Below are 22,655 nucleotides of genomic sequence, written 5' to 3'. Positions count from 1 at the left end.
TAGAGGGGACAGGCTCCAGCGTTGCCAAGGATAAAGGCGCCGCTTGAGCTTGGGGTCGAACTCACCAAAGGACTATAACAATGGCTCTCAGTAAAGAAGTGCCGGAGTTTGACATCGACGATGAGGTTCTCCTTATGGAGACCGGCATCGCTACGGATTCGATGTCGAATGATGAAGGGGCTGCTCCACCTTCCGTTCGTGCCAAATCCAAACACTCCGCTTCGCTAAAGCAACACAAGTACATCGACTACACGCGGGCACTCGATGCCACGCAGCTGTACCTCAATGAAATCGGCTTTTCACCACTGCTCTCTCCGGAAGAAGAAGTTCATTTTGCGCGCTTGTCGCAAAGTGGCGATCCGGCCGGGCGCAAGCGCATGATCGAAAGTAACCTGCGGCTGGTGGTGAAAATCGCCCGACGTTACGTCAATCGTGGCTTGTCGCTGCTGGACCTGATCGAAGAGGGCAACCTCGGGCTGATCCGGGCCGTGGAAAAGTTCGACCCCGAGCGCGGCTTTCGCTTTTCGACCTACGCAACCTGGTGGATTCGTCAGACCATCGAGCGCGCGATCATGAATCAGACCCGGACCATCCGGTTGCCGATCCATGTGGTCAAAGAGCTCAACGTGTACCTGCGGGCTGCACGGGAACTGACGCAAAAGCTCGATCACGAACCCTCACCCGAAGAAATCGCCAACCTGCTGGAAAAACCGGTAGGCGAGGTCAAGCGCATGCTGGGCCTGAACGAGCGGGTTTCTTCGGTCGACGTCTCGCTGGGTCCGGATTCGGATAAAACCCTGCTGGACACCCTAACCGACGATCGTCCAACCGATCCATGCGAACTGCTGCAGGACGATGACCTGTCCCAGAGCATCGATCAGTGGCTCTCGGAGCTGACCGACAAGCAACGCGAGGTGGTCATACGCCGCTTCGGGCTGCGCGGTCACGAGAGCAGTACGCTCGAAGATGTAGGCTTGGAAATCGGTTTGACCCGGGAGCGGGTCAGGCAAATCCAGGTGGAAGGCCTTAAGCGACTTCGAGAGATTCTCGAGAAGAACGGCCTGTCGAGTGAGTCGCTGTTTCAATAAGGCATTCACTCAACGGCACCCAAAAGCCCCGACTGGTTCGGGGCTTTTTGCTGTCTGGTAGAAATCTCGGGTTCGTAGACTCGCGCTGTAAGACTTTGCTTACTCTTTCGTAAGTGTTCGTTATTTTTACAGGTTGGCAGTTGTCTATTTTGTCTGCGGCACGGATTTAAATTACTGTTTTATAAGGTTATTTTGTTTTGTTTCTAGCATGTGACAAGCCGTTTCAGCCGTGAAGGGCGGTTGCTCATACCGGGGAATTCTCTAGTATCTGGGGTGTGTCGACGGATAGACACGCCCTTCAAGGATGAGGGGAAAGGACATCGCAGGACGCGATTCATCAGGACGATGAAAAGGAGTACAGGGAATAGGGAAATATGTGGGCGGGTCAAACCGCCCCTTTTTTTGCCTGCAGAAAAACAAAAAGGCCCACGAGGGGCCTTTTCAAGAACGCGGGGTCAATCAGCGTTCGAGGTCTTTGATCTTGCCTTTGACGCCATCCCACTCTTCGGCATCGGGCATCGATTCTTTCTTCTCGGTGATGTTCGGCCAGATTTCGGCGAGCTCAACGTTCAGCTGAATGAATTCCTGCATCTCTTCCGGGACTTCATCTTCGGAGAAGATGGCCACGGCCGGGCATTCTGGTTCGCACAGTGCGCAGTCGATGCACTCATCCGGGTGAATCACCAGGAAGTTCGGGCCTTCGTAAAAGCAGTCCACCGGACAGACTTCTACGCAGTCGGTGTACTTGCACTTGATGCAGTTGTCGGTGACGACGAAGGTCATTTCTAATTTTCTCCTCAGGCGGCGGCAGCGGAGCCCCTTCACGTTGGGGTCGCCAGGTTCGGGAGCGATAGTCTGCTGGCCAGGCTATGAACCAGCAGCATCCCAAACCGCGCGAGATTCTAACAGCTTGCAGGCAAGTGCGTTAGATCCGTGTCTTTAGTGTATAGAGCATTTCGAGTGCGCGACGCGGACTCATATCGTCCAGGTCCAGTTTGGCCAGTTCGTCCAGCACCGGATGCGGCAGGCTGGCGAACATGTCGCTCTGCTGCGGCGCGGCCGGTTTGCCTTTGACGGGCTTCGGAACTTCGTGGGGCAGGGCGGTGGCTTCCAGGCGACCCAGGTGCTCGCGAGCACGCACGATCACTTCGCTCGGCACACCGGCCAACTGCGCAACGGCCAGGCCGTAGCTTTGGCTGGCGGGTCCCGGCAGCACGTGGTGCAGGAACACGATACGTTCGTTGTGCTCGGTGGCGTTCAGATGCACGTTGGCCACCAGTGGCTGGGCTTCCGGCAACACGGTCAGTTCGAAGTAGTGGGTCGCGAACAACGTGTAGGCGCGCAGGTGCGCCAGACGCTCGGCGGCGGCCCAGGCCAGGGACAGACCGTCGAAGGTGCTCGTACCGCGTCCGACTTCGTCCATCAGCACCAGGCTGCGTTCGGTGGCGTTGTGCAGGATGTTCGCGGTCTCGCTCATCTCGACCATAAACGTCGAGCGACCGCCCGCCAAATCGTCGCTGGAACCGATCCGGGTGAAGATGCGATCCACCAGCGACAATTCGCAACTGGCCGCCGGCACGAAACTGCCGATGTGCGCCAGCAACACGATCAATGCGGTCTGACGCATGTAGGTGGATTTACCGCCCATGTTCGGACCGGTGATTACCAGCATGCGGGTGTTGTCGTCGAGGCTCAGGTCGTTGGCCACGAACGGCGTGCTCAGCACTTGCTCGACCACCGGGTGACGACCCTGGCTGATGCGCATGCACGGCTCGTCGACGAAGCGCGGGCAGTTCAGGTCGAGGTTCAGTGCGCGTTCGGCGAGGTTGCTCAGCACGTCCAGCTCAGCCAGGGCGGCGGCGGTGTCCTGCAACGGCGGCAATTGTGAAATCAGGTCTTCGAGCAGCGCTTCGTAGAGCATCTTCTCGCGGGCCAGGGCACGGCTCTTGGCTGACAGCGCCTTGTCTTCAAACGCCTTCAGTTCCGGCGTGATAAAGCGCTCGGCGCCCTTGAGCGTCTGGCGACGGATGTAGTCCGCCGGCGCCGACTCGGCCTGTTTGCTCGGCAATTCAATGAAGTAACCGTGAATGCGGTTGTAGCCGACTTTCAGATGCGACAGGCCGGTGCGAGCCTTTTCGCGTGCTTCGAGGTCGATCAGGAACTGCCCGGCGTTTTCGCTGAGCGATTGCAGGTCGTCAAGCTCGGCGTCGTAGCCGGTTTTCAACACACCGCCGTCACGGATGACCGCCGGCGGGTTGTCAATAATGGCTTTTTCCAGCAACGCCGCCAGTTCCGGGTAGGTGCTGGTGGTCGCAGCCAGTTGGATGATGTGCGGGGCTTCGAGCTCGGTCATCGCCACTTGCAACTCGGGCAGTGCGCCGAGCGCATCGCGCAGACGCGCCAAGTCGCGAGGACGGGCGTTACGCAAACCGATCCGCGCCAGAATCCGCTCGATGTCGCCGATTTCCTTGAGCTGTGGTTGCAGCTTTTCGAAACGGTAGCCGTCGAGCAGGCAAGTGATCGACGTCTGACGCGCCAGCAGCACGGTCAAGTCCCGCAACGGACGGTTCAACCAACGGGTCAGCAAGCGGCTGCCCATGGCGGTCTGGCAGCGATCAACCACCGATTGCAAGGTGTTCTCGCGCCCACCGGCCAGGTTGGTGTCCAGTTCCAGGTTGCGACGGCTCGCGCCGTCCAGCACCACGGTGTCGTCCAGGCGTTCATGACGCAAACTGCGCAAGTGCGGCAGGGCGGTGCGCTGGGTTTCCTTGGCGTAGCTGAGCAAGCAACCGGCGGCGCCGATGGCCAGGGTCAGGTTCTCGCAGCCGAAGCCTTTAAGGTCTTGGGTCGAGAATTGTTGGCAGAGACTTTTCAGCGCCGTATCGCGCTCAAAATCCCACGGCGCCCGACGACGAACCCCACGGCGTTTTTCCGCCGGCAGATCCTTCGGCCAGTCATCCGGGATCATCAGCTCTACCGGGTTGACCCGCTCCAGCTCCGCCAGCAGGTTTTCCCAGCCCTTGATTTCCAGCACGGTGAAGTTGCCGCTGGTGATGTCCAGCACGGCCAGACCGAACAGACGCTCGTCACCCAGCACCGCCGCAATCAGGTTGTCCCGACGCTCATCCAGTAACGCCTCATCACTGACCGTACCCGGGGTGATGATCCGCACCACCTGACGATCCACCGGCCCCTTGCTGGTGGCCGGATCGCCGACCTGCTCACAGATCACCACCGACTCGCCGAGCTTGACCAGTTTCGCCAGGTAACCCTCGGCGGCGTGGTAAGGAATCCCACACATCGGAATCGCCTGGCCCGCCGACTGCCCACGGGCCGTCAGGGTGATGTCCAGCAACTTGGCGGCCTTCTTCGCGTCTTCATAGAAGATCTCGTAGAAGTCACCCATGCGGTAGAACATCAGCTGGTCGGGGTGCTGATTCTTCAGGCGCCAGTATTGCTGCATCATCGGCGTGTGTGAGGACAGATCGGAGATAGCTTTATTCATCGGAAATCAGGAAAACTCGTTGAAAGGTGTAGGGCAAAGGAGGGGCATCGGCCCGGCTTTTCCGCGATGGGCGCAAGGTTAACATGAGCGGTCTGCCGGACGCAGGCATGAAAGGCCCAAGACCCATTGCGCTTTTATTGACGTTTTATGCGCACTTTATGCAATTCTGCATTTGTTTTCCGGAAAAAGTTCAAGCACTATTCGCGTTATGCAAAAACGCAATGTTTCTTCAGTCTTAAGAGCGCTGCTCGATCAGCACGGGATCTCCCCTACGGAGCTTCACCGTCGCACCGGCGTGCCTCAATCCACACTCTCGCGCATCTTGAGCGGGAAGATCGTCGATCCTTCGGATAAGCACATCTCGAAAATCGCCGAGTACTTCGCCGTGAGCACCGATCAATTGCGCGGGCGCGCGGATGTCGCGCCGGCCGCCGGTGCGGGGCGCGAGTCCATACATTCCGAACTCAAGGACATAAGCTTGTGGGACGACGATACCCCTGTCGATGACGACGAGGTGTCGGTCCCCTTTCTTCGCGAGGTTGAATTGGCTGCTGGATCAGGAAGATTCGTCATCGAAGAAAGCGAGCGCTCCAGCTTGCGCTTCGGCAAGCGCAGTCTGCGTCACAACGGCGTGCAGTTCGACCAGGCCAAGTGCGTGACGGTACGGGGCAACAGCATGTTGCCTGTCCTGCGCGATGGCGCCACCGTCGGCGTGAATGCCGGTAAATGCGGGATTGGCGACATCGTCGATGGCGACCTGTACGCCATCAACCATAACGGCCAGCTGCGGGTGAAACAGCTTTATCGCCTGCCCACCGGTATCCGCCTGCGCAGCTTCAATCGCGACGAGCATCCGGACGAGGACTACACCTTCCAGGAAATCCAGGAAGAGCAGATCGTCATCCTCGGTCACGTATTCTGGTGGGGCATGTACGCCCGCTGACCCAACCGCTGTCAGATAAAACCCGTCACCCGGCGGGTTTTTTTTCGCCTGTCGAAAACGGCCAACACCTTGGCTGGCGGGGCTCCCATGCGCCTGTGCATTTGTTGTGCATAAATAAATGCATTTATGCATTGACTGTATATGCATCCATGCATATTCTTGTCTCAAGCCGCTCAACAAAGCAGCTCGAAACGAAGCTCTTTAGTTCCACCACAAAGGCAGCGATGAACCGGCCTCAACGGTTCAGAGGGTTGGCAACTGACCCGGGTGTGCAGCGTAAAGCACCAGAAGCAGTTATCCGGCGGGCAGGGACCGCGGTCGGAAAAACAATTTGAATGGACTCGTACCGCGCCAGTAGCGCCGAAAAGTCAGCTTCCTTTTTTGCACACAGGATTAAAGGGAAGGCGAAGGACCGCATTACTGAAAAGCCCGGTTAATCGCCGGGCTTTTTGGAATGCCTACCTGACACAGGCAGATCACGTCTGCCGTTTACCGGCAACCCATAAGGATATGCAAATGAAAAAGTACGCACGCATTGTTGATGACCTGGTCGACAACATCTATGAAACCAACAATCCCATCACCGAAGAGTTTCCGGCTGATCAGTTCTGGGTCGAAGTGATCGGCGATACCCTGGTTGATTACTCCTATAAGGCCGTCAACACCAATGGCGTCTGGAGTTTCGACGGTTCCCCTTACTGGCAGTCCGAACTGGGCAACCAACTGCGCCGTGAGCGAGCTGCGCGGCTCGACAAAGTTATCAACAGCCTTACTACCACTGCATTGCTTGCCAAGGTCGACCTGGGGCTCGCCACTGAGGCCGATCAGGCGTACTTGCTGGCTTACACGCGGTACTGCGTTGCTTTCAGCGAGGTCAATAAACAGTCGGGTTATCCGCTAACCATCGTGTGGCCTGAACGCCCTTAAGAAAGGCACCGCAGACGAAAGCAGGGGTGCATTATTGAAAAGCCCGGTTAATCGCCGGGCTTTTTGGAATGCCTACCGACCGTCAGGCATTTCAAGTCTCGGCGTCGCCCGGGCAAGAGGAAGGATCCGGCAAAAATCAAAAGGCATTGAAGATGTTGAGAGATTGCAGGTGTGGACATTGCAAACGACTACTCGCCCGAGTGGGTGAGTACACCGAACTCCAGATCAAGTGTTCCCGCTGTGGGACGTTGAATCATGAGAAGGCTGCGAGCCTCGAGCGATCGCCTGTGAGCGACATGAAAGCGGAATCCTCCGCAAAAAATCATTCGACTTTATAGGTGATCAAATGGCAGGACGTACACGTACTCCGTTTCAAGGTAGCGGCACTTCGATTCTCCCCGCTTACCAGACAATGACGGCTGGTCAATTTCTCCTCTCGCCGAACGGCCGATTCAAGCTGTTGCTTCAGGCTGATGGCAATCTGGTCCTGCAGGATAATGGCGTAGTTGTATGGGTGGCTAATGAGGCACAGCCTTACAGTTCAACCGTTCCACTGCGTTACAACGTGGCGCCACAGTTCTACATCCAATATGGCGCGTTTCTGGATGATCCGGTTCGCAAGCGCACTTGGTTGTCCAACAACTCCACCTTTACCAGTGAGGACCAGTGGAACCGAACTCACCTTGTATTGCAGGACGACGGGAATATCGTACTTCTTGACTCTCAGGCCATCTGGAACGGCACCCCGTCTATCCCGCTCATTGCTGGCGCCAACTCTTCGGTGGTGATCGGTGGGCCGAATGAGATTGCCAGGGGTATTCCCTATTTTTCCGGTGACAGCGCCCTGATTTTCCAGGGTGACGGGAACGTTGTTGTGTACGGTCCGAACTGGAGCATTCGTTGGGCCAGTTACACGCAGAACAAAGGAGCGGTTCAGGCTGTCGTTCAGGCGGATGGCAACTTCGTTGTTTATGCCGCTAACAATGTCCCTTTGTGGAATTCCGGCACAGCGGGTCAGCCAGGCACCGTTCTGCGTCTGCAACCCAACGGTGGATTCTCCATCGTTAAAGAGACGCCAGTCTGGGCCCGATTCGGGTATCAGCCGACCTACCGTCCAATCCGCCTGATCGACGGTTCTTCCTTCAAAACCTTTGATATCTGGACCTGGAAAATCTGAGCGGCTTGTTGAACTCGTTTTGAACCCTTGCCTCGACGAGTCATTGCCCTACTTGAATCAACCAATCGTACAACTCGCTCACTCAGTGTGAGCGGGTTGTATTGCTGTGGAAAAGGGACGTGCAACACGCATTCAGTGCGTTCTTTAAGGGTTGGCAACAAGAGGACAGATGTTGAGACATCGGGTTACTGATTTAACCGCTTCATTACTGAACCCCTCATTGATTTATCAAGCCCCCCCAGGAGGCGTGACATGACAAACGAGCAACAAGCGTTGCTGGACATGCCGATCTGGCTTGTCATCGTCCTCGCCCTGGTGGGCGGGGTGTCCGGCGAAATGTGGCGCGCCGACAAGGAAGGCGCCAAAGGCTGGGCGCTGCTGCGGCGCCTGGCGCTGCGCTCCGGAGCCTGCGTGATCTGCGGGGTCTCGGCAATCATGTTGCTGTACGCCGCCGGTGTGTCGATCTGGACCGCGTGTGCGTTTGGCTGCCTCACGGCGATGGCCGGGGCGGACGTGGCTATTGGGCTTTATGAGCGCTGGGCGGCGAAGCGCCTCGGCGTCTGTGATGTCCCGCCCCGTGATTCCCATACGGATCAACCAAACGACGGCACAGGAGGCCATTAATGCCCGTTGTCATCGAAAAACCATCGCAACTTGTTAGCGCCATTACCGAGGCGTTGCACATCGCCCTGCCTGGCGTGAGGGTCGGCAGCCATCAAGATGTCGACAGCCCTGGCGATTCGACATGGGTTCTGATTTCGATCGATCACGATGCGCCGGGACACCGCGCCAATAACGGACGCATCGCTCATGTGCTGACGGTTTCGTTGCGGGCCGTGTTGCCGACGCAGGGACCCGAAGTGTGCGACCTGGGCTGCGAGTTGAAAAACCTCGTCACCGACAACCGCTGGAAACTGCCGGCCGATCAATGCGATCTGCCGCAGGACATCGATGGTCTGCCGGCCATTTCCCTCAGAGGTACGCGGAATTACAACGCCTGGACCGTTTCGTTCACCCAAACGCTGTACCTCGGGCCGTTGCTGCTGGAAGACCCGACCGGCATCCCGAAATTCGCCCGGACCTGGGAGGTGTCGAACATCGACGACCCGGATCAATACACCGCCCTCGAGGACTAGCCCATGTTTGACGCGCTGTTACGCATGCAACTGGGTCCGATCATCGAGCGCCTGGCGCAAATGGAGACCGAGCTGGAGGACCTGTATCGCCGCGCCGACAGTTTTTGTCGGATCGGTGTGTGCCAGGAAGTCGATGCCGCCAGCAACACCTGCAAGGTCCGCCACGGTGAATTGCTGACGCCGGCCATTCGCTTTTTCAACCCGAGTGCCGGGGCACAGCGTGAGTCGCGCATCCCCTCGGTCGGTGAGCAATGTCTATTGCTCAACCACGGCGGCGGTGAGGGCGGCGGACAGTCCGTCGCGCTGTTCGGCCTTAACGGCGACCAGTTCCCACCGGCCTCGACCCTGGCTTCGTTGACCCGTCGCCTCCATCAGGACGGCACGGAAAGCGGCTACGACGACGCCAGTCATGTCCTGCACTGGAACAACGGCCCGGCGGTTTTTACCGGTTCTCGCGAATCACTTGAATTAAGCATCGGCCCGGCCCGACTGGCGATGACACCCCAGGCGATCACCTTGCAACTGGGCGCAGTCGGTTTGCTGATCGACGCGGCCGGCGTGCACCTGAGCGGCCCGGTGGTGGATCACCAGGGGCGTGTCATCAGCCCCAAATAAAAGGTTTCCCATGATCGGAATCGATAGAAATACCGGAGCCACCGTCGACGACTGGTTGCAGTTTGTGCAGCGCGCGACCCGGGCACTGACCACGCCGTTGGGCACCCGTCAGAAGCGTCCTTTGTACGGCAGCACACTTCCTGAATTGCTGGGGCAGAACCTCGGCGACGATGTACTGATTCTTGCCCAGAGCCATGCCGCGCAGGCGTTCTACAACAAGCAGAACGGCATCGATGATTTTGAGCCGCAAGTCATTGTGGCCAGCCGCCAGGGCGCGGGGTTGCTGTTGCGCTTTGCCGGCACCTGGAAAAACCGTCAACAATCCTTCGAGGTGGTGACATGAGTATGTTGATCCCCGGCCAGAACCAGTTGGCCGAGCCAGCCATCGTCACCGTCGAAGCGTTTGAGGACTTGCTCGCCGAGTTCAAGACCTTTGTCGTTGAATACGTCGGCGCCCGCTCTCCCGAGAGCGCGGCAAAACTGCTGGTCAGCCTGGAAAACGAAAGCGAATTGCTGACCCTGGCGCTTGAGGCTTTTTGTGTACGGCTGCAAACCCACGAACGCAAATACAACGCCCGGATCAAGCAGATGCTGGCGTGGTGGGCCACCGGCAGTAACCTCGATGCACGGTTGGCTGACATGGGGCTTGAGCGTCAACTGCTGGACCCGGGCGACCCGGCGGCCTTCCCGCCGATCCCCGCGGTTTTTGAAAGCGATGACGACGCCCGGCTGCGTTACTACCTGGCGCCCCATGCCCCGGCGGCGGGTTCGCGGATGCAGTATCGCCGGGAGGTCTTCACCCTCGGCGAACGGCCTGCGGTGAAGGTCGAAACCGCTGCGGCGGGCGTGGTGACCGTCACCTACACCTTCGACCCGGACGGCTATGCCGCGCAGGTCAAGGACGGCAACGGACGCCGCACTGCGCCCGGCGAAGTGATGGTCACCGTGCTGGCCCGGGAGGGCGATGGCACGCCGTCCGCCGACCTCCTTGACGGCGTTCGCCAACATTTTGCCCGGCCGGATGTACGGCCCGAAACCGACCGGGTCACCGTGCAGGGTGCGCAAATCAAAAACTACAAAATTCGTGTGGTGGCGAAGATCAACGCCGGTCCCGATTCGGGGCTGACCAAGGTTGCCGCGCAGCAGCAATTGCAGGCGTATGCCGACACTTGCCATCGCCTGGAAGGACGAGTTGATCCGAGCTGGATCGACTACACGCTGCACAGCGCCGGCGCCGTTCAACTGCAGATTCTTGAACCACTGGCGCCGATTGTGACAACGGCGTTCCAGGCCCCGTATTGCACGGGCGTCGAGGTCGAGGTGGACACGTTATGAGTGACCACACACCTCGCCCGAGCCTGTTGCCGGCCAACAGTTCCGCGCTGGAACGGGCGCTTGATCTGGGTTTCGGTCGATTGCTTGAACGCATCACGCCGCCGTTTCCGGAGTTGATGAACCCCGCCGAAACACCGCTGGCGTTCCTGCCGTACCTCGGCGCGGATCGCGGGGTCAGTGAATGGAGCTCTGAGGCTGGTGAATCTGAAAAACGGTTAACAGTAGAACTCGCCTGGCCCACTGCACGGCAGGCCGGTACTCGAAAAGCACTGGAGAACGCTGCCAAGGGTTTGCAATTGCGACCTGATGTGCGGGCCTGGTACGAACAAACACCGCCGGGCCAGCCTTACAGTTTTTCCGTCAGGGCTTTTTCCGAGCAGCCCTACAGCGAAGAAATCGATGCACGTCTTGACCGACGCCTGGCCGATGCCAGAAGCGAGCGCGACATCTTGACCGTCTCCGTCGGCCTGAGCGCCTTCGGCAATCACGTCATCGGCGCTGCCACCGTGTGCGGCGAACTGACCACGGTTTATCCGATTGTCATCGAAGGGCTCGAAGCCTGGGGTCAGGCCTTCATGGCCGCCGGGCTCTACACCGTCGAAACCTCCACTATTTATCCTCAGGGGTCCTAAATGGCCGACTACTACACCCTGCTTACCAACGCGGGGATCGCCTACGAAACGGCCTGCAAAGCGGCGGGCCTGCCGATCAAGTTGTCACAGATCTCCGTCGGTGACGGCGCTGGCACTGTCTACAACCCGGCCGCCACGGCCACTGCACTGAAGCGCGAAGTCTGGCGCGGTCCGCTCAATGCACTGTTCCAGGATGAGAAAAATCCGAGCTGGTTGCTGGCGGAAGTGACCATCCCGCCGGATGTTGGCGGCTGGTATGTGCGTGAAGCCGGGATCTGGACCGATACCGGGATTCTCTACGCCATTGTCAAATACCCGGAGTCGTTTAAGCCGGTGCTGGCGACGTCGGGATCGGGGAAAGAGTTTTACATTCGCTCGATTTTTGAGACCAGTAACGCAGCTTTAGTGACGCTTCTGATCGATGACACTGTGGTCAAGGCCACCCGTGCCTGGGTCATGAGCTACCTCGCCGAGGAACTCGGCAAACTCGACGGCAAGCAATCGGTTCGCGTTGCCGCGACTGGCAACCTAGTGCTGAACGGTGCGCAGCAGATTGATGGTGTCGCGGTTGTTGCTGGTGATCGCGTCCTGCTGACGTCTCAGACGTTGGCCAAGGACAACGGCCTATGGGTAGTCGCCAACGGCGCCTGGATACGCACGACTGACGCCAACACCAGCGCCAAGGTAACGCCGGGCCTGACGGTGATGGTTGAAGAGGGCACAGCCAATGGCGACTCGCTGTGGCACCTGACCACTAACGGGCCTATTACGCTGGATGCCACTGCGCTGACGTTTGAAATGTTGGCGGGCCGGACGGGGATTCAACCCGGCACCTACAAAAGTCTGACCGTTGATAAATACGGTCGGGCCACCGGCGGGGCCAACCCTGAGACGCTAGCCGGGTTTGGGATCAAGGACACTTACACCAAACCTGAAATCGAGGCGTTGATTGCCAAGGCTTCGGCGTTGCCGGTGGGGTCGATTGTTGCGTTCCCGGTTGATACGCCACCGCCGGGGTTTCTTGAGCTGGATAACAGCGTCAAGAGCAGCGCAACCTATCCCGACTTGAGCGCCTACTTGGCGGGCAAGTTCAATAAAGGGGATGAGGGCGTTGGTAACTTTCGTTTGCCGGAGGCGCGTGGGGAGTTCTTGCGTGGTTGGGATCATGGACGTGGGGTTGACCCTGGGCGAGCGGTTGGTAGCTGGCAAAAGGGCACGATGGCTAGCTTTGACACAACGGCTGGCGGGGTCGGGATTCAGGCGCCTAGGGCATCTGATGCATCAGCGGACGTTGTTTCTGCTTTTGGGGCGGATGCAGTGTCGTCGGCCCTTTACCCCGGTGTTGCGGAGTCTGGAGTTCCATCTACTGCGGCAGCCCTTGGGACGGCCTCTGTTTACGGATCCACCCGCCCGCGCAACGTTGCCGTCATGTGGTGCATCAAGGCCTGGAACGCGCCGGTCAATCAAGGAAATATTGATGTTGCTGCACTGGTCAAAGAAGTCGAAAGGCTGAAATCTGCCATCCCGGTTGGCGCTGTTTTGTCATTCCCTATGGGTATCGTTGCTCCTGGTTATCTTGAGTTGGATGGCAGCGTGCAGAGCATTGCGGTCTACCCGGATTTAGCCGCTTACCTTGGGACGACTTACAACAAAGGTGATGAGGGTGTTGGTAACTTTCGTTTGCCGGAGTCTCGTGGCGAATTCTTGCGCGGTTGGGACCATGGGCGGGGAGTCGATGTCGGCCGGGCAATTGGCAGTCGTCAGAAAGGTTCCCTCGTCTCATATGATTCCGACGGTAATGGCTTTACAGCGGTCGTAGGAATGGGTGGCCCTAGCGGAAGCAAGGGGGAGTTTTTTGGCCTGGATTTACTATCTAAATCTGGAGACGCTTACGCTGCTCAAGTTGGATACAGCAACTCTGGAAGTTTACTAACTCTTTCTCAGGACGATGTTTATCTAGGGATAACCCGCCCGAGAAACCTGGCGGTAATGTGGTGCATCAAGGCCTGGAACGCGCCGGTCAATCAGGGAAATATTGATATCGCTGCGCTGGAGGTTTTGGCCACGCAAGCGACAGAAATTAAATTGGGTACGGTCAGGGTCGCGACGCAGCTCCTTACGGATTCTGGTTCTGACGATGCTTCGATTGTGACGCCAAAAAAACTACGTTTCGGTTTTTCGGCACTCTTTAACCCTATTGGTTTTATTGCTTTCCCGAGCTGGCTCGGTGGTTGGATAGTTCAATGGGGGTGGGGGGCTATTCCAGGTAACACGACATCGCTCACGCAGGCCCTTCCAATTGCATTTCCCAACAAAACATTAGCGGCTATAAGTTCGGATGGTGGCGGTACTTGCTACCCCTCGGGCATTACCGCTTCGACTCTCAATGAAATCACCATTTTTGCCGCACCGTACATTTTAAGCGGTGGAGCAATCACGCCAAAAACGCTAAACGCTTCCATTCGCTGGCTCGTAATTGGGCGTTGATAGAGGGCTGTCGCAATGAAGTATTACGTTACTTTTGGATCTGAACTTGCACTGAATGGGCGCTATAACACTGATCTGCACCAAGGCTCTATTCCCGATGGGGCTATTGAAGTTGATGCCGATTTGTTTTTTCGAACGATCAGCGAAGCTGATGGTACTTGGTCTTTACAAGAAGGCCAGATACTCAAACTCCCTTTTGCGGATGTAGTTCTTGATCGAGCGGCGTTGATTGCCGAGGAGCGCTTTAGCCGCGAGGCATCAGGCGTTGCCGTTGACGGTTTGCAAGTTGAGACGACTCGCGATAGTCAGGCGTTGATTGCCGGTACCGGCTTATCTGCCATCCTCGACCCCGAATACCGCTGCAACTTCAAAACACTCAACGGTTTCGTCGAGATCGGCGCGGAGCAAATTATCACCATTGCGAAGGCTGTCCGGGCACACGTCCAGGCCTGCTTTGATCGTGAATTGACATTGCTCCTTGCACTTGAAGCCGGAACCTACCATGACGAAATGCTCGGTGAAGGCTGGCCAGACTCATCTCCACCCGCATCGAACCCAGCGCTTCAATAACGCCCCGCACCGCGGGGCGTTTTCTTATCCACCAAATCCCAACAACACCCGAAAGCCCCTTCCTAAAACCAAGGGGCTTTTTCGTCTCTGGAGAAACCCAAATGGCAGAACGCCAAACCTACACCGTCCTCGTCCCGTTCCCTGTCGGGCGTGGCCACTGGTCGACCGCCGGCCAGGACCTCGACCTGCTCGACGTCGAAGCCAATGCACTGCTCAGCGCCGGTCGCCTGGAGCTGAAATCCACTTCCACCCAGGCCAAAAAGGCCGCTGCCAAGAAGGCTGAATAACCATGGCTGAGGTTTTGAACTTCGAGCACAACGGCATTACCGTCAATGCCACTGAATCTCCCGAGGCCATGGGTGGCCTGGGTGACAACGTCATTGGCCTGGTCGGCACCGCGCCGAAAGCCGATCCGCTGATTCCGCGTAACTCCCCGTTTCGCATCAATAGCTTCACCACCCAGGCGCTGCTGGATCCGACCGGCGCCGAGTCGGGCACGCTGTATCACGCGGTGTACCAGATCCTCAAAGTGGTGAAGGTGCCGGTCTACGTGGTCATCGTCGAAGAGGGTACCGCCCCGGCGGACACCCTCAACAACGTGATCGGCGGCATCGAGCCGGTGACCGGTCGTAAACTCGGCCTGGCTGCGCTGGGCGGCGTGCCGGAAGACCTGACCATCATCGGTGCCCCAGGCTTCACCGGCACCAAGGCTGTGGCCAGCGAATTCGCTTCGTTCGGCAAACGCATCAAGGCGCGGGTTGTGCTCGACGGCAAGGACGCCGCGGTCGCTGATCAAGTGGCGTACAGCCAGGAACTGGGCGGCGCTGACCTCGGTTTCGACCGCTGTCTGGTGGTGCACAACATGCCGGCCGTCTACTCCAAAGCGGCGAAGAAAAACGTGTTCCTGGCGCCTTCCAGCCTGGCGATTGCCGCACTGGCCAAGGTCAAGCAATGGGAAAGCCCGGGCAACCAGGTGACCTACGCCGAAGACGTGTCGAGGGTCGTGGAATACAACATCCTCGACACCTCCACCGAAGGCGATCTGCTCAATCGCTACGGCATCAGCTACTACGCCCGCACCATCCTCGGCGGTTTCTCGCTGCTGGGTAACCGCTCGATCACCGGCAAGTTCATCAGCTACGTCGGCCTCGAAGATGCGATCAGCCGCAAGTTGGTAAAAGCCGGCCAGAAAGCCATGGCCAAGAACCTCACCAAGTCCTTCATGGATCAAGAGGTCAAGCGCATCAACGACTGGCTGCAAACCCTGGTGGCCGACGAAACCATCCCCGGCGGTAGCGTTTACCTGCACCCGGAATTGAACAGCGTCGAGAAGTACAAGAACGGCACCTGGTTCATCGTCATCGACTACGGCCGCTACGCGCCGAACGAACACATGGTTTATCAACTCAACGCCCGCGATGAAATCATCGAGCAGTTCCTGGAGGATGTTCTCTAATGTTTACCAACCGTGTAAGACAGGCCATCGCGGCCACCCTGCAAGGCCTGCCGTTGTCGGCGACGGTGGAAGATTTCACCGCGCCGAAGATTGAATTCGATATGGAAGATATGCGCGGCGGGCGCTTTATCACCGAGCAAATGGCCAAGAGCGCCAAAGCGCTCACGTGCATCCTGACCCTCCAAGGCATGGGCCCGGAAATCATGCTGGCCTTGGGTGTAAAACTGGGTGACGACATCCTGCTGAACGTCCGCGAGGCCGGTCAGGATCAGGACGGTAACACTTGGTTCACCTACCACACCGTTGGCGGCAAGCTGAAAACCTTGACCGAGACCAAGATGGAAATGGGCAAAAAACCCACGACGGCGCTGGAGCTCTCCTGCCGCACCTACAACCGTATTGAAAACGGCATCCCGGTGATCGACATCGACGTGCGCACCCAGAAGTTCATGCTCAACGGCGTCGACATTCTGGGCGACGCCCGCCGCGCCGTATTGCTGCCGTAACCCTCGCGACACCTTCCTGTCTGGCCGCCTTCACCCGCCGATCTCCTGGTCTGCTGCGGGCGGCTTTTTTGTACCCATAAGGAATTTTCTTTCATGTCCTGGATGCCTCCTAAACATGTCCTGTTGTCGCCGATCACCAGTGACGACGAGTCGCAGATCGAGCAAATCCAACTCAAGCCGCTGTTTTACGCCGCGCAAAAAGAGGCCCTGGCTCGTGCCGGCGAGGATGAGGACGATCAGTTTTTCGAGCTGGCGAAGTTGGCCACGGGCCTGTCGATCAAGGAACTGGATCAGCTCAAGCGCCCGGACTACGTGAGCATCGCGCAGTACGTGCACGAGATGTCGACTCAGCCAACGTCGTATTTTCTGCAACAGGCTGGCGAGGCTGATGAAGTATCGGACGTCGAGCTGTCGGACGATCCCGATCAGGTGCGACTGCTGCAACCGCTCAACGTGGCGGGCCGCAGCATGATCTCGCTTAGCCTGGAAATGCCCGTGCTGCGCGCCACCAAAGCCATGAAAAAACTGAAGACGGCCAAGGAGCGCGCCGAGTTCATCACCGCGCATTGCACCGGGTTGATGCTGCCCGATCTGGCCGCGCTGACCGTCCCCGACTGGACGCAGTTGCAGGTACGCATCGACGATTTTTTAAACAAACCGGCGGCCTTCTTTCGGAGCGCGACATCGAAGTAATCCTCGATGTGGTGCCGCTCATTTACCCGGTAAGTGAAGCGGAGATTCTGGAGTGGGACGCCGGCAAGGCCTTGCGCCGCTACGACATCGCGATCACTCGCCTTGGCGTGAAACAGGAGTAGAGCGGGATGGCGGAAGATACCTATTCGCTCAAGTTCACAGCAGTCAATCAAGACGACTGGGCGTTGAGTGGCGCCGGCAAAACCGCCGATCAGATGCCACCTGATGCGTCTGCCGGTTCGCAACAGCTGGCTTCGGCTGCTGGTCAGCCAATGCCCGGTTTAAATCAGGCGTTTACCGGGCTGAGTCTGGCGTTGACGCAAGCCAGTCTGGAAATCAATTCATTGTCGGCGGAGCAGGGCCGGCTCAGAACCGTGCTTGAGTCGATCAATACGTCGATCTCGTCCCAGCGGTCGCTGTTGCAGGCGATGAATGACAAGCCTGCCGCCACGGGCAGTTCAGGCTCTGGCGATGCACAGAAAACCAAGGGTGCGGGCGGTGACAATCCGCCGTATGAGCCCCTCAGGCCCGCGATTAGTCTGGATGCGGCCATGGCCGAGCTTGGGTTGGTGATTCGCTTTGAGGGCGATCAACGCCAGGCATTGGCAATCACCAACGAGAAAATGGCCAGTGAGCGGCTGGTGGCCCCGAGCAAGGCAACAGCCGTTGATTTGGCGCGGGTCGAATACGCCGCGGCCAAGGCCGGCGTAGGTAACGACCAGCGCGACAAACAAGGCAACGTCGATACGGTTGCCCGGCAGGCCACGATTGTCGAGTTCACCCGCGATGCGGCGATCACGGCGTCGGCGTTCAAACTGCCGGTCCAGGATGCCGCCGAGTTGTTGATCGGCTGGCGCACCTCGATGAACCTCGATCGTTTGCAGACTCAGGATCTGGCGGATGCCACGAGTGTGCTCGGCAATAGTCTGAGTGCTTCCGAGGCGGATATCGGCGCCATTCTCGGCAACTATGGAGCCGCAGCGACCAACGCAGGATTGGCCCCCGAACAAGCCGCTGCGTTCTCGGCAGCCTTGCTCAATGCGGGCGTTAAACCGGCCGATGCGGGTGTCGCCTTCGAGAAAATCACCACGACGCTGGCGCGGGGCGAGGCGACGACGCCAGGTCAGCAAGCCGCCTGGGCGCAACTGGGGCTCGATCCCAAGGCGCTGGCGGGTGGGATGCAACAGGACGCACCCGCCACCATCGTTTCGGTACTCGAGGCGCTCAAGGCGCAACCCGCCGCGGAACGCGCAGGGCTGGCCACGCAGTTGTTCTCGGTCGACCGACCGATCTTGCAGATGCTGCAGAACACGAGCGAAGTCGAGCGTGCCTTTTCGTTGGTCGCCAACAAAAAACAGTATGCGACGTCAGAGCTGCACGATCAGGGAGCGGCCCAGCAATCGGCGCTGAAACTCTCGGACAGTTCGCAATCGCACTGGAACGTTTTCAACGCCCAGTTGGACCGTCTCAAGACCTCGAGCGGCAACACGGTGCTGCCGGTGTTCGATGCATTGCTGGCGCCAACCGGTGCGGCCATTGATGGCCTTAGCCGTTTTGCCGAAGCATTCCCGGTCGCGACCGGCGCACTCCTGGTGGGCGCCGCGGCGTTCAAGGGCGTGAAAATCGTCGACAAGGTCAAAGACTGGTTGGGCGGGGGAGGCGGTAGCAGCGCCGGCCAAGGCACCGGCAGTGGCGCTGGCGCGGGCAGTCTCGGCGGCAGATTGATGAGCCGGGCATCGGCGCTGGGTAGTCTGGCGCTGACCCGACTTCAAACCGTTCAGGCTGACGTGACGGCCCGAGCCCGAGCGCTTGCCTCCGTCGCCAACAGCCGGATGGCGGGCCTGATGTCCAGCTCCGGCCGGCGCTTGATAAGCCAGGGGACCAGGATTGGTCGCGTGGCGGGCCCGCTGGCCCGTCCGCTGGTGCTGGTCGATGCCGGCCTTGAAGTGGCCGAAGGTGTCCGCAAGAACGATGCCCGACTGGTCGGCGGCGGCCTCGGCTCGGCAGCGGGTGGGCTGGCGGGTTCTTACGCCGGGGCCGCGGCGGGCGCGGCACTCGGCACGTTTATCTTTCCGGTCGCGATGACCGTCGTTGGCGGGTTGCTCGGCGGGGTGTTGGGCGGCGCAGCGGGCAGTGAGGTCGGGCATAGGTCTGGTTCATGGCTGGGCGAGAAGCTCGGCAGGCCGGTCGACCGCCTCGACCCGCCGGACCAGGTGAGCAAAAACCTGGTCGGCGCCCAGGCGAATAACCGGCAGATCAACTTCGCGCCGGTCATTCACATCACTGGCCAGGATCCGACCCAGGCCAGGCAGATCGCCAACCTGGTCACCCAAACGATTCAGGCGCAATTCGTGCCCATGATGATGGGCAATCCACTCGCCGCGCGACGTAATGCGGCCCTGACTGATGGAGGTGTTTGATGCGACAGCAAATGGCCCTGGGCAGCTTCATTTTTGGCCTGTCCAGAGACTTCGCCTACAGCGGCCTGGTTCGTAAGACGGACGGCGGTTGGGTGGATCTGAACATCCTCATCAGCAAGCCTAAATCCAGTCAGGTCGGACAGGCCCTGGAGACGCTGAGCATCACGGGGAAGTCGATGTATGCGGTAGCCATGGAACGACTCGACGAGTTGCGTGCGCTGCAGGCGCTGCGCGTGCCGCTGCCATTGGTTGACGGTATCGGGCGCAACTGGGGGTTGTGGCGAATAACCAGCGTGACGGAAACCCAAAGCGAGATCATTGATGACGGGACCGCGATGTTGAATGCCTGGGCTATCGAGTTGACGGAGTTCATCCATGCGTAGGGTCAGGAGTATTGCCGGCGACTCGGTCAACCTGTTGCTCTTTCGTGAGCTTGGCCGCAGTGACGACGCCGCCGAGGAAGCCCTTTGGCGACTCAATCCGACCCTGGCCGAACAAGGGGCGGTTTTGCCGGCGGGAGTTTGGGTGGTGCTGCCCGAGATGACCACGCAGACGACGGCCACGGCTCCCGTGTCGGCCTGGGATTAAGGAGGACGTATGACACTTGGATTTACGCCCGCCGTGCAAATCTACGGGGCCAATGCTGCGCTGCTCAACGAGCGGCTGGTGCAATGGGAATATATCGATGCTTCCGGGATCCAGTCCGACCAGATCAAGCTCCTCATCGATCTTGAAGGGCTGGAGGGCCTGCCCAGCCTGGGCGGCAGGATCGGCTTTCAGGTGGGTTACAAAGAGTCGGGCCTGGTGGACAAGGGTGTGTTTGTCATCACCCAGCGCACCCCCTACTTGTATCCCTTGCAGTTGTCGCTCGTCGCCATGTCGGCGCCTTTCAGCGAGCACGATGAGACTGAGTTCATGCAGCGCCGATCCGCCAGCTACGGCCCCACGACACTCGGTGCGCTGTTTCGCGAGCTGACCATGCGGCATGGGTTTTCACCGCGTGTGGCACCGCTGCTGGAGACACAAAAAATTGATCATATCGACCAGTGCAACGAAACGGACATGGGCTTCCTGACGCGCGTCGCCGGCATCTATGGCGCAGTCACTAAACCGGTGAATGGCCTGTATGTGTTGGCCTTGCGCGGTCAACTGACGTCGATTTCCGGGAAGACCGTCACCGAAGTGCTGCTCTCTGTGACAAAGGACAACCGGCCAGGCGACCAGGCTTTTATCAGCGCCACTATCGATGAAAAGGCCCGGTCGAAATTCAAGGGTTGTATCGCCACTTGGTGGGACGCGGCGGCCGGCAAGGTGCGTGAGTTTCACCGGGGTATCAAGCCGTTCAAGACATTCCCACGGCGTTTTCAGAATGAAGACCAGGCCAAGGCCGCCGTCGAGGGTGAGTTGCGTCGGCTGGAGCGTGAGGCTTACACGCTGACCATTACTTGTCCTGGGCATCCGGACCTGGCGGCCGAGGGGGTTATTCATCTGGACGCCAGTTGGCCCCGAATCATGCAGGGTCGATGGTCGATTAACAATCTGACGGCCAGTGGCACCCGCAAGGAAAGCTATCGATGCGTTGTTACGGCCCATTGCCTGGATCCGGGGCAGTAACGAAAGCCGGTCATGCCCGGGTTTGGCGTGATGAAAATCGTTGGATTTTAATCCGTGGCGCTGCTTTTAGCGGGTCACTCCTTATGAATTGGTGGATAGGGGGAGTTGTGGATTATCTGAAAAGTGCAGTCGGCGCTGCTGGGGTTAAGGAGCAGTCAGCAGATGATATTTCCTGGAACACTGGGGTTGCCGATGAGGTGATTAATAAAGATCAAGTGGAAAACAACCTGCGAGATGCGGCGCGCAAATGGCGAAATGAACAACTTATGGCCAGTCAGTGGCTGCTGGATCGAGATCGTGATGAAATCGCAGCGGGTATCCCGCTCACACTGACGACAGAAGATTTTTACGAGTTGATTGAGTATCGACAGGAATTGCGGGACTGGCCTCAGCGCCCCGGTTTCCCCAAAAAAACCACGAAACCATTGGCCCCGGATTGGCTGATGAGAATGCTCCAAGGAGTGTGAGCAATGCCTCTTGAACAACAGCAACTGACACAGATATTCCCCAACACCCGCTCCCAAGCGGGCGTTTTCATTTCCCCTCTCAACACCGCCGTGACCCGCCGCAACATCAACACCCCCAAACGCATCGCCGCGTTCCTCGCCCAAGTCGGCCACGAATCGGGGCAGTTGCAGTACGTGCGGGAACTGGGCAACAACCAGTATCTGAGCAAGTACGACACCGGCACCCTGGCCTTGCGTTTGGGCAACACTCCAGAGGCTGATGGTGATGGCCAGAAATACCGCGGTCGTGGCCTGATCCAGATTACCGGTCGGAGCAATTACCGAGAGTGCAGCCTCGGCCTGTTTGGCGATGAGCGTCTGCTGGCGCTGCCGGAACTGTTGGAGCAGCCGCAGTGGGCCGCCGAGTCCGCCGCCTGGTTCTGGGAGCTGAACGGCCTCAACGAACTGGCCGACCGCGACCAGTTCAACAGCATCACGCGCCGGATCAACGGCGGGTTGAATGGGCTCGAGGATCGCCTGCAACTCTGGGCGCGGGCGAGGGCGGTGCTATGCCAGCCTTCGGCCTGATCTCCTGGCGAGAGATGGGCGTCGTCGTGTTGGCCGGGTTCTCGGCGATGCTGGTCTGGCAGGTTCAGGATTGGCGTTATGGCGGGCAACTGGCGGAACAAGCCAGGTTGCAGACCGAGACGCTGAATCAGCTGACCCAGGCCGCCGCTACGCAACAACAGGCCGAGCAGGACAAGCGTCTGGCCCTGGAGCAACAGTTGTCGGCCAGTGAACAAACCCATTATCGAGCGCTTAGCGATGCCCAACGTGATCAAGGTCGCCTGCGCGATCGTCTTGCCACTGCTGATGTGCGCCTGTCAGTCCTCCTCGATGCCCATGACGTTGCCGCTAGCTGTGCAATGCCAACCGCCGCCGGCACCGGCGGCGTGGATCATGGCACCCCAAGAGCCCGACTTGACCCGGCGCATGCTCAACGAATTATCGCCATCACCGACGCCGGCGATCGCGGATTGATTGCCTTGCAGGCTTGTCAGGCCTATATCAAGGCCATCGCTCGCTAACATTTTGATCGGTTCTG

26 protein-coding genes are annotated in these 22,655 nt (G+C 58.9%); 24 read left to right on the top strand and 2 right to left on the bottom strand.

What is annotated here, in order from left to right; translation table 11 throughout:
• Positions 1 to 80: 80 nt before the first annotated feature.
• Positions 81 to 1,088 carry an RNA polymerase sigma factor RpoS gene (gene rpoS, locus FQ192_RS03390; RefSeq protein ID WP_054047143.1) on the top strand — a complete coding sequence of 336 codons (1,008 nt, stop codon included), beginning with the start codon at positions 81 to 83 and terminating at the stop codon, positions 1,086 to 1,088.
• A gap of 459 nt (positions 1,089 to 1,547) precedes the next feature.
• Here rpoS and fdxA read toward each other — a convergent pair whose 3' ends face one another.
• Positions 1,548 to 1,871 (bottom strand): ferredoxin FdxA, encoded by a 324-nt coding sequence (gene fdxA / locus FQ192_RS03385; RefSeq protein WP_054047139.1) that lies wholly within the window; start codon positions 1,869 to 1,871, stop codon positions 1,548 to 1,550.
• 142 nt (positions 1,872 to 2,013) lie between these two features.
• Positions 2,014 to 4,581, bottom strand: a complete 2,568-nt coding sequence (mutS, locus tag FQ192_RS03380) for a DNA mismatch repair protein MutS (protein WP_178129017.1) — start codon at positions 4,579 to 4,581, stop codon at positions 2,014 to 2,016.
• Positions 4,582 to 4,801: 220 nt separating this feature from the next.
• Here mutS and FQ192_RS03375 point away from each other — a divergent pair, with 220 nt between their 5' ends.
• From FQ192_RS03375 to FQ192_RS03265, 23 genes are all read left to right on the top strand, one after another.
• Positions 4,802 to 5,536, top strand: a complete 735-nt coding sequence (locus FQ192_RS03375; protein ID WP_149657362.1) for an XRE family transcriptional regulator — start codon at positions 4,802 to 4,804, stop codon at positions 5,534 to 5,536.
• A 516-nt stretch (positions 5,537 to 6,052) separates the two neighbouring features.
• Positions 6,053 to 6,463: a tail fiber assembly protein gene (locus tag FQ192_RS03370; protein ID WP_149657361.1), complete on the top strand. Its 411-nt coding sequence runs from the start codon at positions 6,053 to 6,055 to the stop codon at positions 6,461 to 6,463.
• Positions 6,464 to 6,615: 152 nt separating this feature from the next.
• The gene (locus FQ192_RS03365; RefSeq protein ID WP_149657735.1) at positions 6,616 to 6,801 is read left to right on the top strand and encodes a Com family DNA-binding transcriptional regulator; all 186 of its coding nucleotides are present in this window, start codon (positions 6,616 to 6,618) and stop codon (positions 6,799 to 6,801) included.
• 8 nt (positions 6,802 to 6,809) lie between these two features.
• Entirely contained in the window at positions 6,810 to 7,640 is an 831-nt protein-coding gene (locus tag FQ192_RS03360; RefSeq protein WP_149657360.1) for a putidacin L1 family lectin-like bacteriocin, read from the top strand.
• A 252-nt stretch (positions 7,641 to 7,892) separates the two neighbouring features.
• Complete coding sequence (locus FQ192_RS03355) at positions 7,893 to 8,264, top strand: phage holin family protein (protein WP_149657359.1); 372 nt, start codon at positions 7,893 to 7,895, stop codon at positions 8,262 to 8,264.
• On the top strand, positions 8,264 to 8,776 hold the full coding sequence (locus tag FQ192_RS03350) for a hypothetical protein (protein WP_149657358.1): 513 nt from the start codon (positions 8,264 to 8,266) through the stop codon (positions 8,774 to 8,776). Before FQ192_RS03355 ends, FQ192_RS03350 begins: the two co-directional genes overlap by 1 nt.
• Before the next feature lie 3 nt (positions 8,777 to 8,779).
• Entirely contained in the window at positions 8,780 to 9,391 is a 612-nt protein-coding gene (locus FQ192_RS03345; RefSeq protein WP_149657357.1) for a phage baseplate assembly protein V, read from the top strand.
• Between the two features lie 10 nt (positions 9,392 to 9,401).
• On the top strand, positions 9,402 to 9,734 hold the full coding sequence (locus FQ192_RS03340) for a phage baseplate protein (protein ID WP_149657356.1): 333 nt from the start codon (positions 9,402 to 9,404) through the stop codon (positions 9,732 to 9,734).
• Complete coding sequence (locus FQ192_RS03335) at positions 9,731 to 10,726, top strand: baseplate J/gp47 family protein (RefSeq protein WP_149657355.1); 996 nt, start codon at positions 9,731 to 9,733, stop codon at positions 10,724 to 10,726. Before FQ192_RS03340 ends, FQ192_RS03335 begins: the two co-directional genes overlap by 4 nt.
• Entirely contained in the window at positions 10,723 to 11,358 is a 636-nt protein-coding gene (locus tag FQ192_RS03330; RefSeq protein ID WP_149657354.1) for a phage tail protein I, read from the top strand. Before FQ192_RS03335 ends, FQ192_RS03330 begins: the two co-directional genes overlap by 4 nt.
• The gene (locus FQ192_RS03325; protein ID WP_256672215.1) at positions 11,359 to 13,845 is read left to right on the top strand and encodes a phage tail protein; all 2,487 of its coding nucleotides are present in this window, start codon (positions 11,359 to 11,361) and stop codon (positions 13,843 to 13,845) included.
• Positions 13,846 to 13,860: 15 nt separating this feature from the next.
• Entirely contained in the window at positions 13,861 to 14,415 is a 555-nt protein-coding gene (locus tag FQ192_RS03320) for a DUF4376 domain-containing protein (RefSeq protein WP_149657353.1), read from the top strand.
• Between the two features lie 101 nt (positions 14,416 to 14,516).
• Positions 14,517 to 14,702: a hypothetical protein gene (locus tag FQ192_RS03315; RefSeq protein WP_149657352.1), complete on the top strand. Its 186-nt coding sequence runs from the start codon at positions 14,517 to 14,519 to the stop codon at positions 14,700 to 14,702.
• A gap of 2 nt (positions 14,703 to 14,704) precedes the next feature.
• The gene (locus FQ192_RS03310) at positions 14,705 to 15,871 is read left to right on the top strand and encodes a phage tail protein (protein ID WP_149657351.1); all 1,167 of its coding nucleotides are present in this window, start codon (positions 14,705 to 14,707) and stop codon (positions 15,869 to 15,871) included.
• Positions 15,871 to 16,377 carry a phage major tail tube protein gene (locus FQ192_RS03305; protein WP_149657350.1) on the top strand — a complete coding sequence of 169 codons (507 nt, stop codon included), beginning with the start codon at positions 15,871 to 15,873 and terminating at the stop codon, positions 16,375 to 16,377. The genes FQ192_RS03310 and FQ192_RS03305 overlap by 1 nt, the downstream gene beginning before the upstream one ends.
• Positions 16,378 to 16,470: 93 nt before the next feature.
• Entirely contained in the window at positions 16,471 to 17,070 is a 600-nt protein-coding gene (locus FQ192_RS03300; protein ID WP_149657349.1) for a phage tail assembly protein, read from the top strand.
• 128 nt (positions 17,071 to 17,198) lie between these two features.
• Entirely contained in the window at positions 17,199 to 19,490 is a 2,292-nt protein-coding gene (locus FQ192_RS03295; protein ID WP_149657348.1) for a phage tail tape measure protein, read from the top strand.
• Positions 19,490 to 19,873 (top strand): phage tail protein, encoded by a 384-nt coding sequence (locus tag FQ192_RS03290; RefSeq protein WP_149657347.1) that lies wholly within the window; start codon positions 19,490 to 19,492, stop codon positions 19,871 to 19,873. Before FQ192_RS03295 ends, FQ192_RS03290 begins: the two co-directional genes overlap by 1 nt.
• Positions 19,866 to 20,078, top strand: a complete 213-nt coding sequence (locus FQ192_RS03285) for a tail protein X (RefSeq protein WP_149657346.1) — start codon at positions 19,866 to 19,868, stop codon at positions 20,076 to 20,078. Before FQ192_RS03290 ends, FQ192_RS03285 begins: the two co-directional genes overlap by 8 nt.
• A gap of 9 nt (positions 20,079 to 20,087) precedes the next feature.
• Positions 20,088 to 21,104, top strand: coding sequence for a phage late control D family protein (locus FQ192_RS03280; RefSeq protein WP_149657345.1), 1,017 nt, complete (start codon positions 20,088 to 20,090; stop codon positions 21,102 to 21,104).
• A gap of 107 nt (positions 21,105 to 21,211) precedes the next feature.
• Positions 21,212 to 21,571 carry a phage tail assembly chaperone gene (locus FQ192_RS03275; protein WP_256672214.1) on the top strand — a complete coding sequence of 120 codons (360 nt, stop codon included), beginning with the start codon at positions 21,212 to 21,214 and terminating at the stop codon, positions 21,569 to 21,571.
• A gap of 3 nt (positions 21,572 to 21,574) precedes the next feature.
• Positions 21,575 to 22,138, top strand: a complete 564-nt coding sequence (locus FQ192_RS03270) for a glycoside hydrolase family 19 protein (RefSeq protein ID WP_149657343.1) — start codon at positions 21,575 to 21,577, stop codon at positions 22,136 to 22,138.
• Positions 22,120 to 22,638 carry a lysis system i-spanin subunit Rz gene (locus FQ192_RS03265; protein WP_149657342.1) on the top strand — a complete coding sequence of 173 codons (519 nt, stop codon included), beginning with the start codon at positions 22,120 to 22,122 and terminating at the stop codon, positions 22,636 to 22,638. Before FQ192_RS03270 ends, FQ192_RS03265 begins: the two co-directional genes overlap by 19 nt.
• Positions 22,639 to 22,655: the final 17 nt, after the last annotated feature.

The organism is Pseudomonas sp. ANT_J12, from assembly GCF_008370045.1.
Classification (GTDB): Bacteria; Pseudomonadota; Gammaproteobacteria; order Pseudomonadales; family Pseudomonadaceae; genus Aquipseudomonas.
The sequence above is the reverse complement of the archived record's forward strand: the minus strand, read 5'-3'. Positions and strand labels throughout refer to the sequence as shown.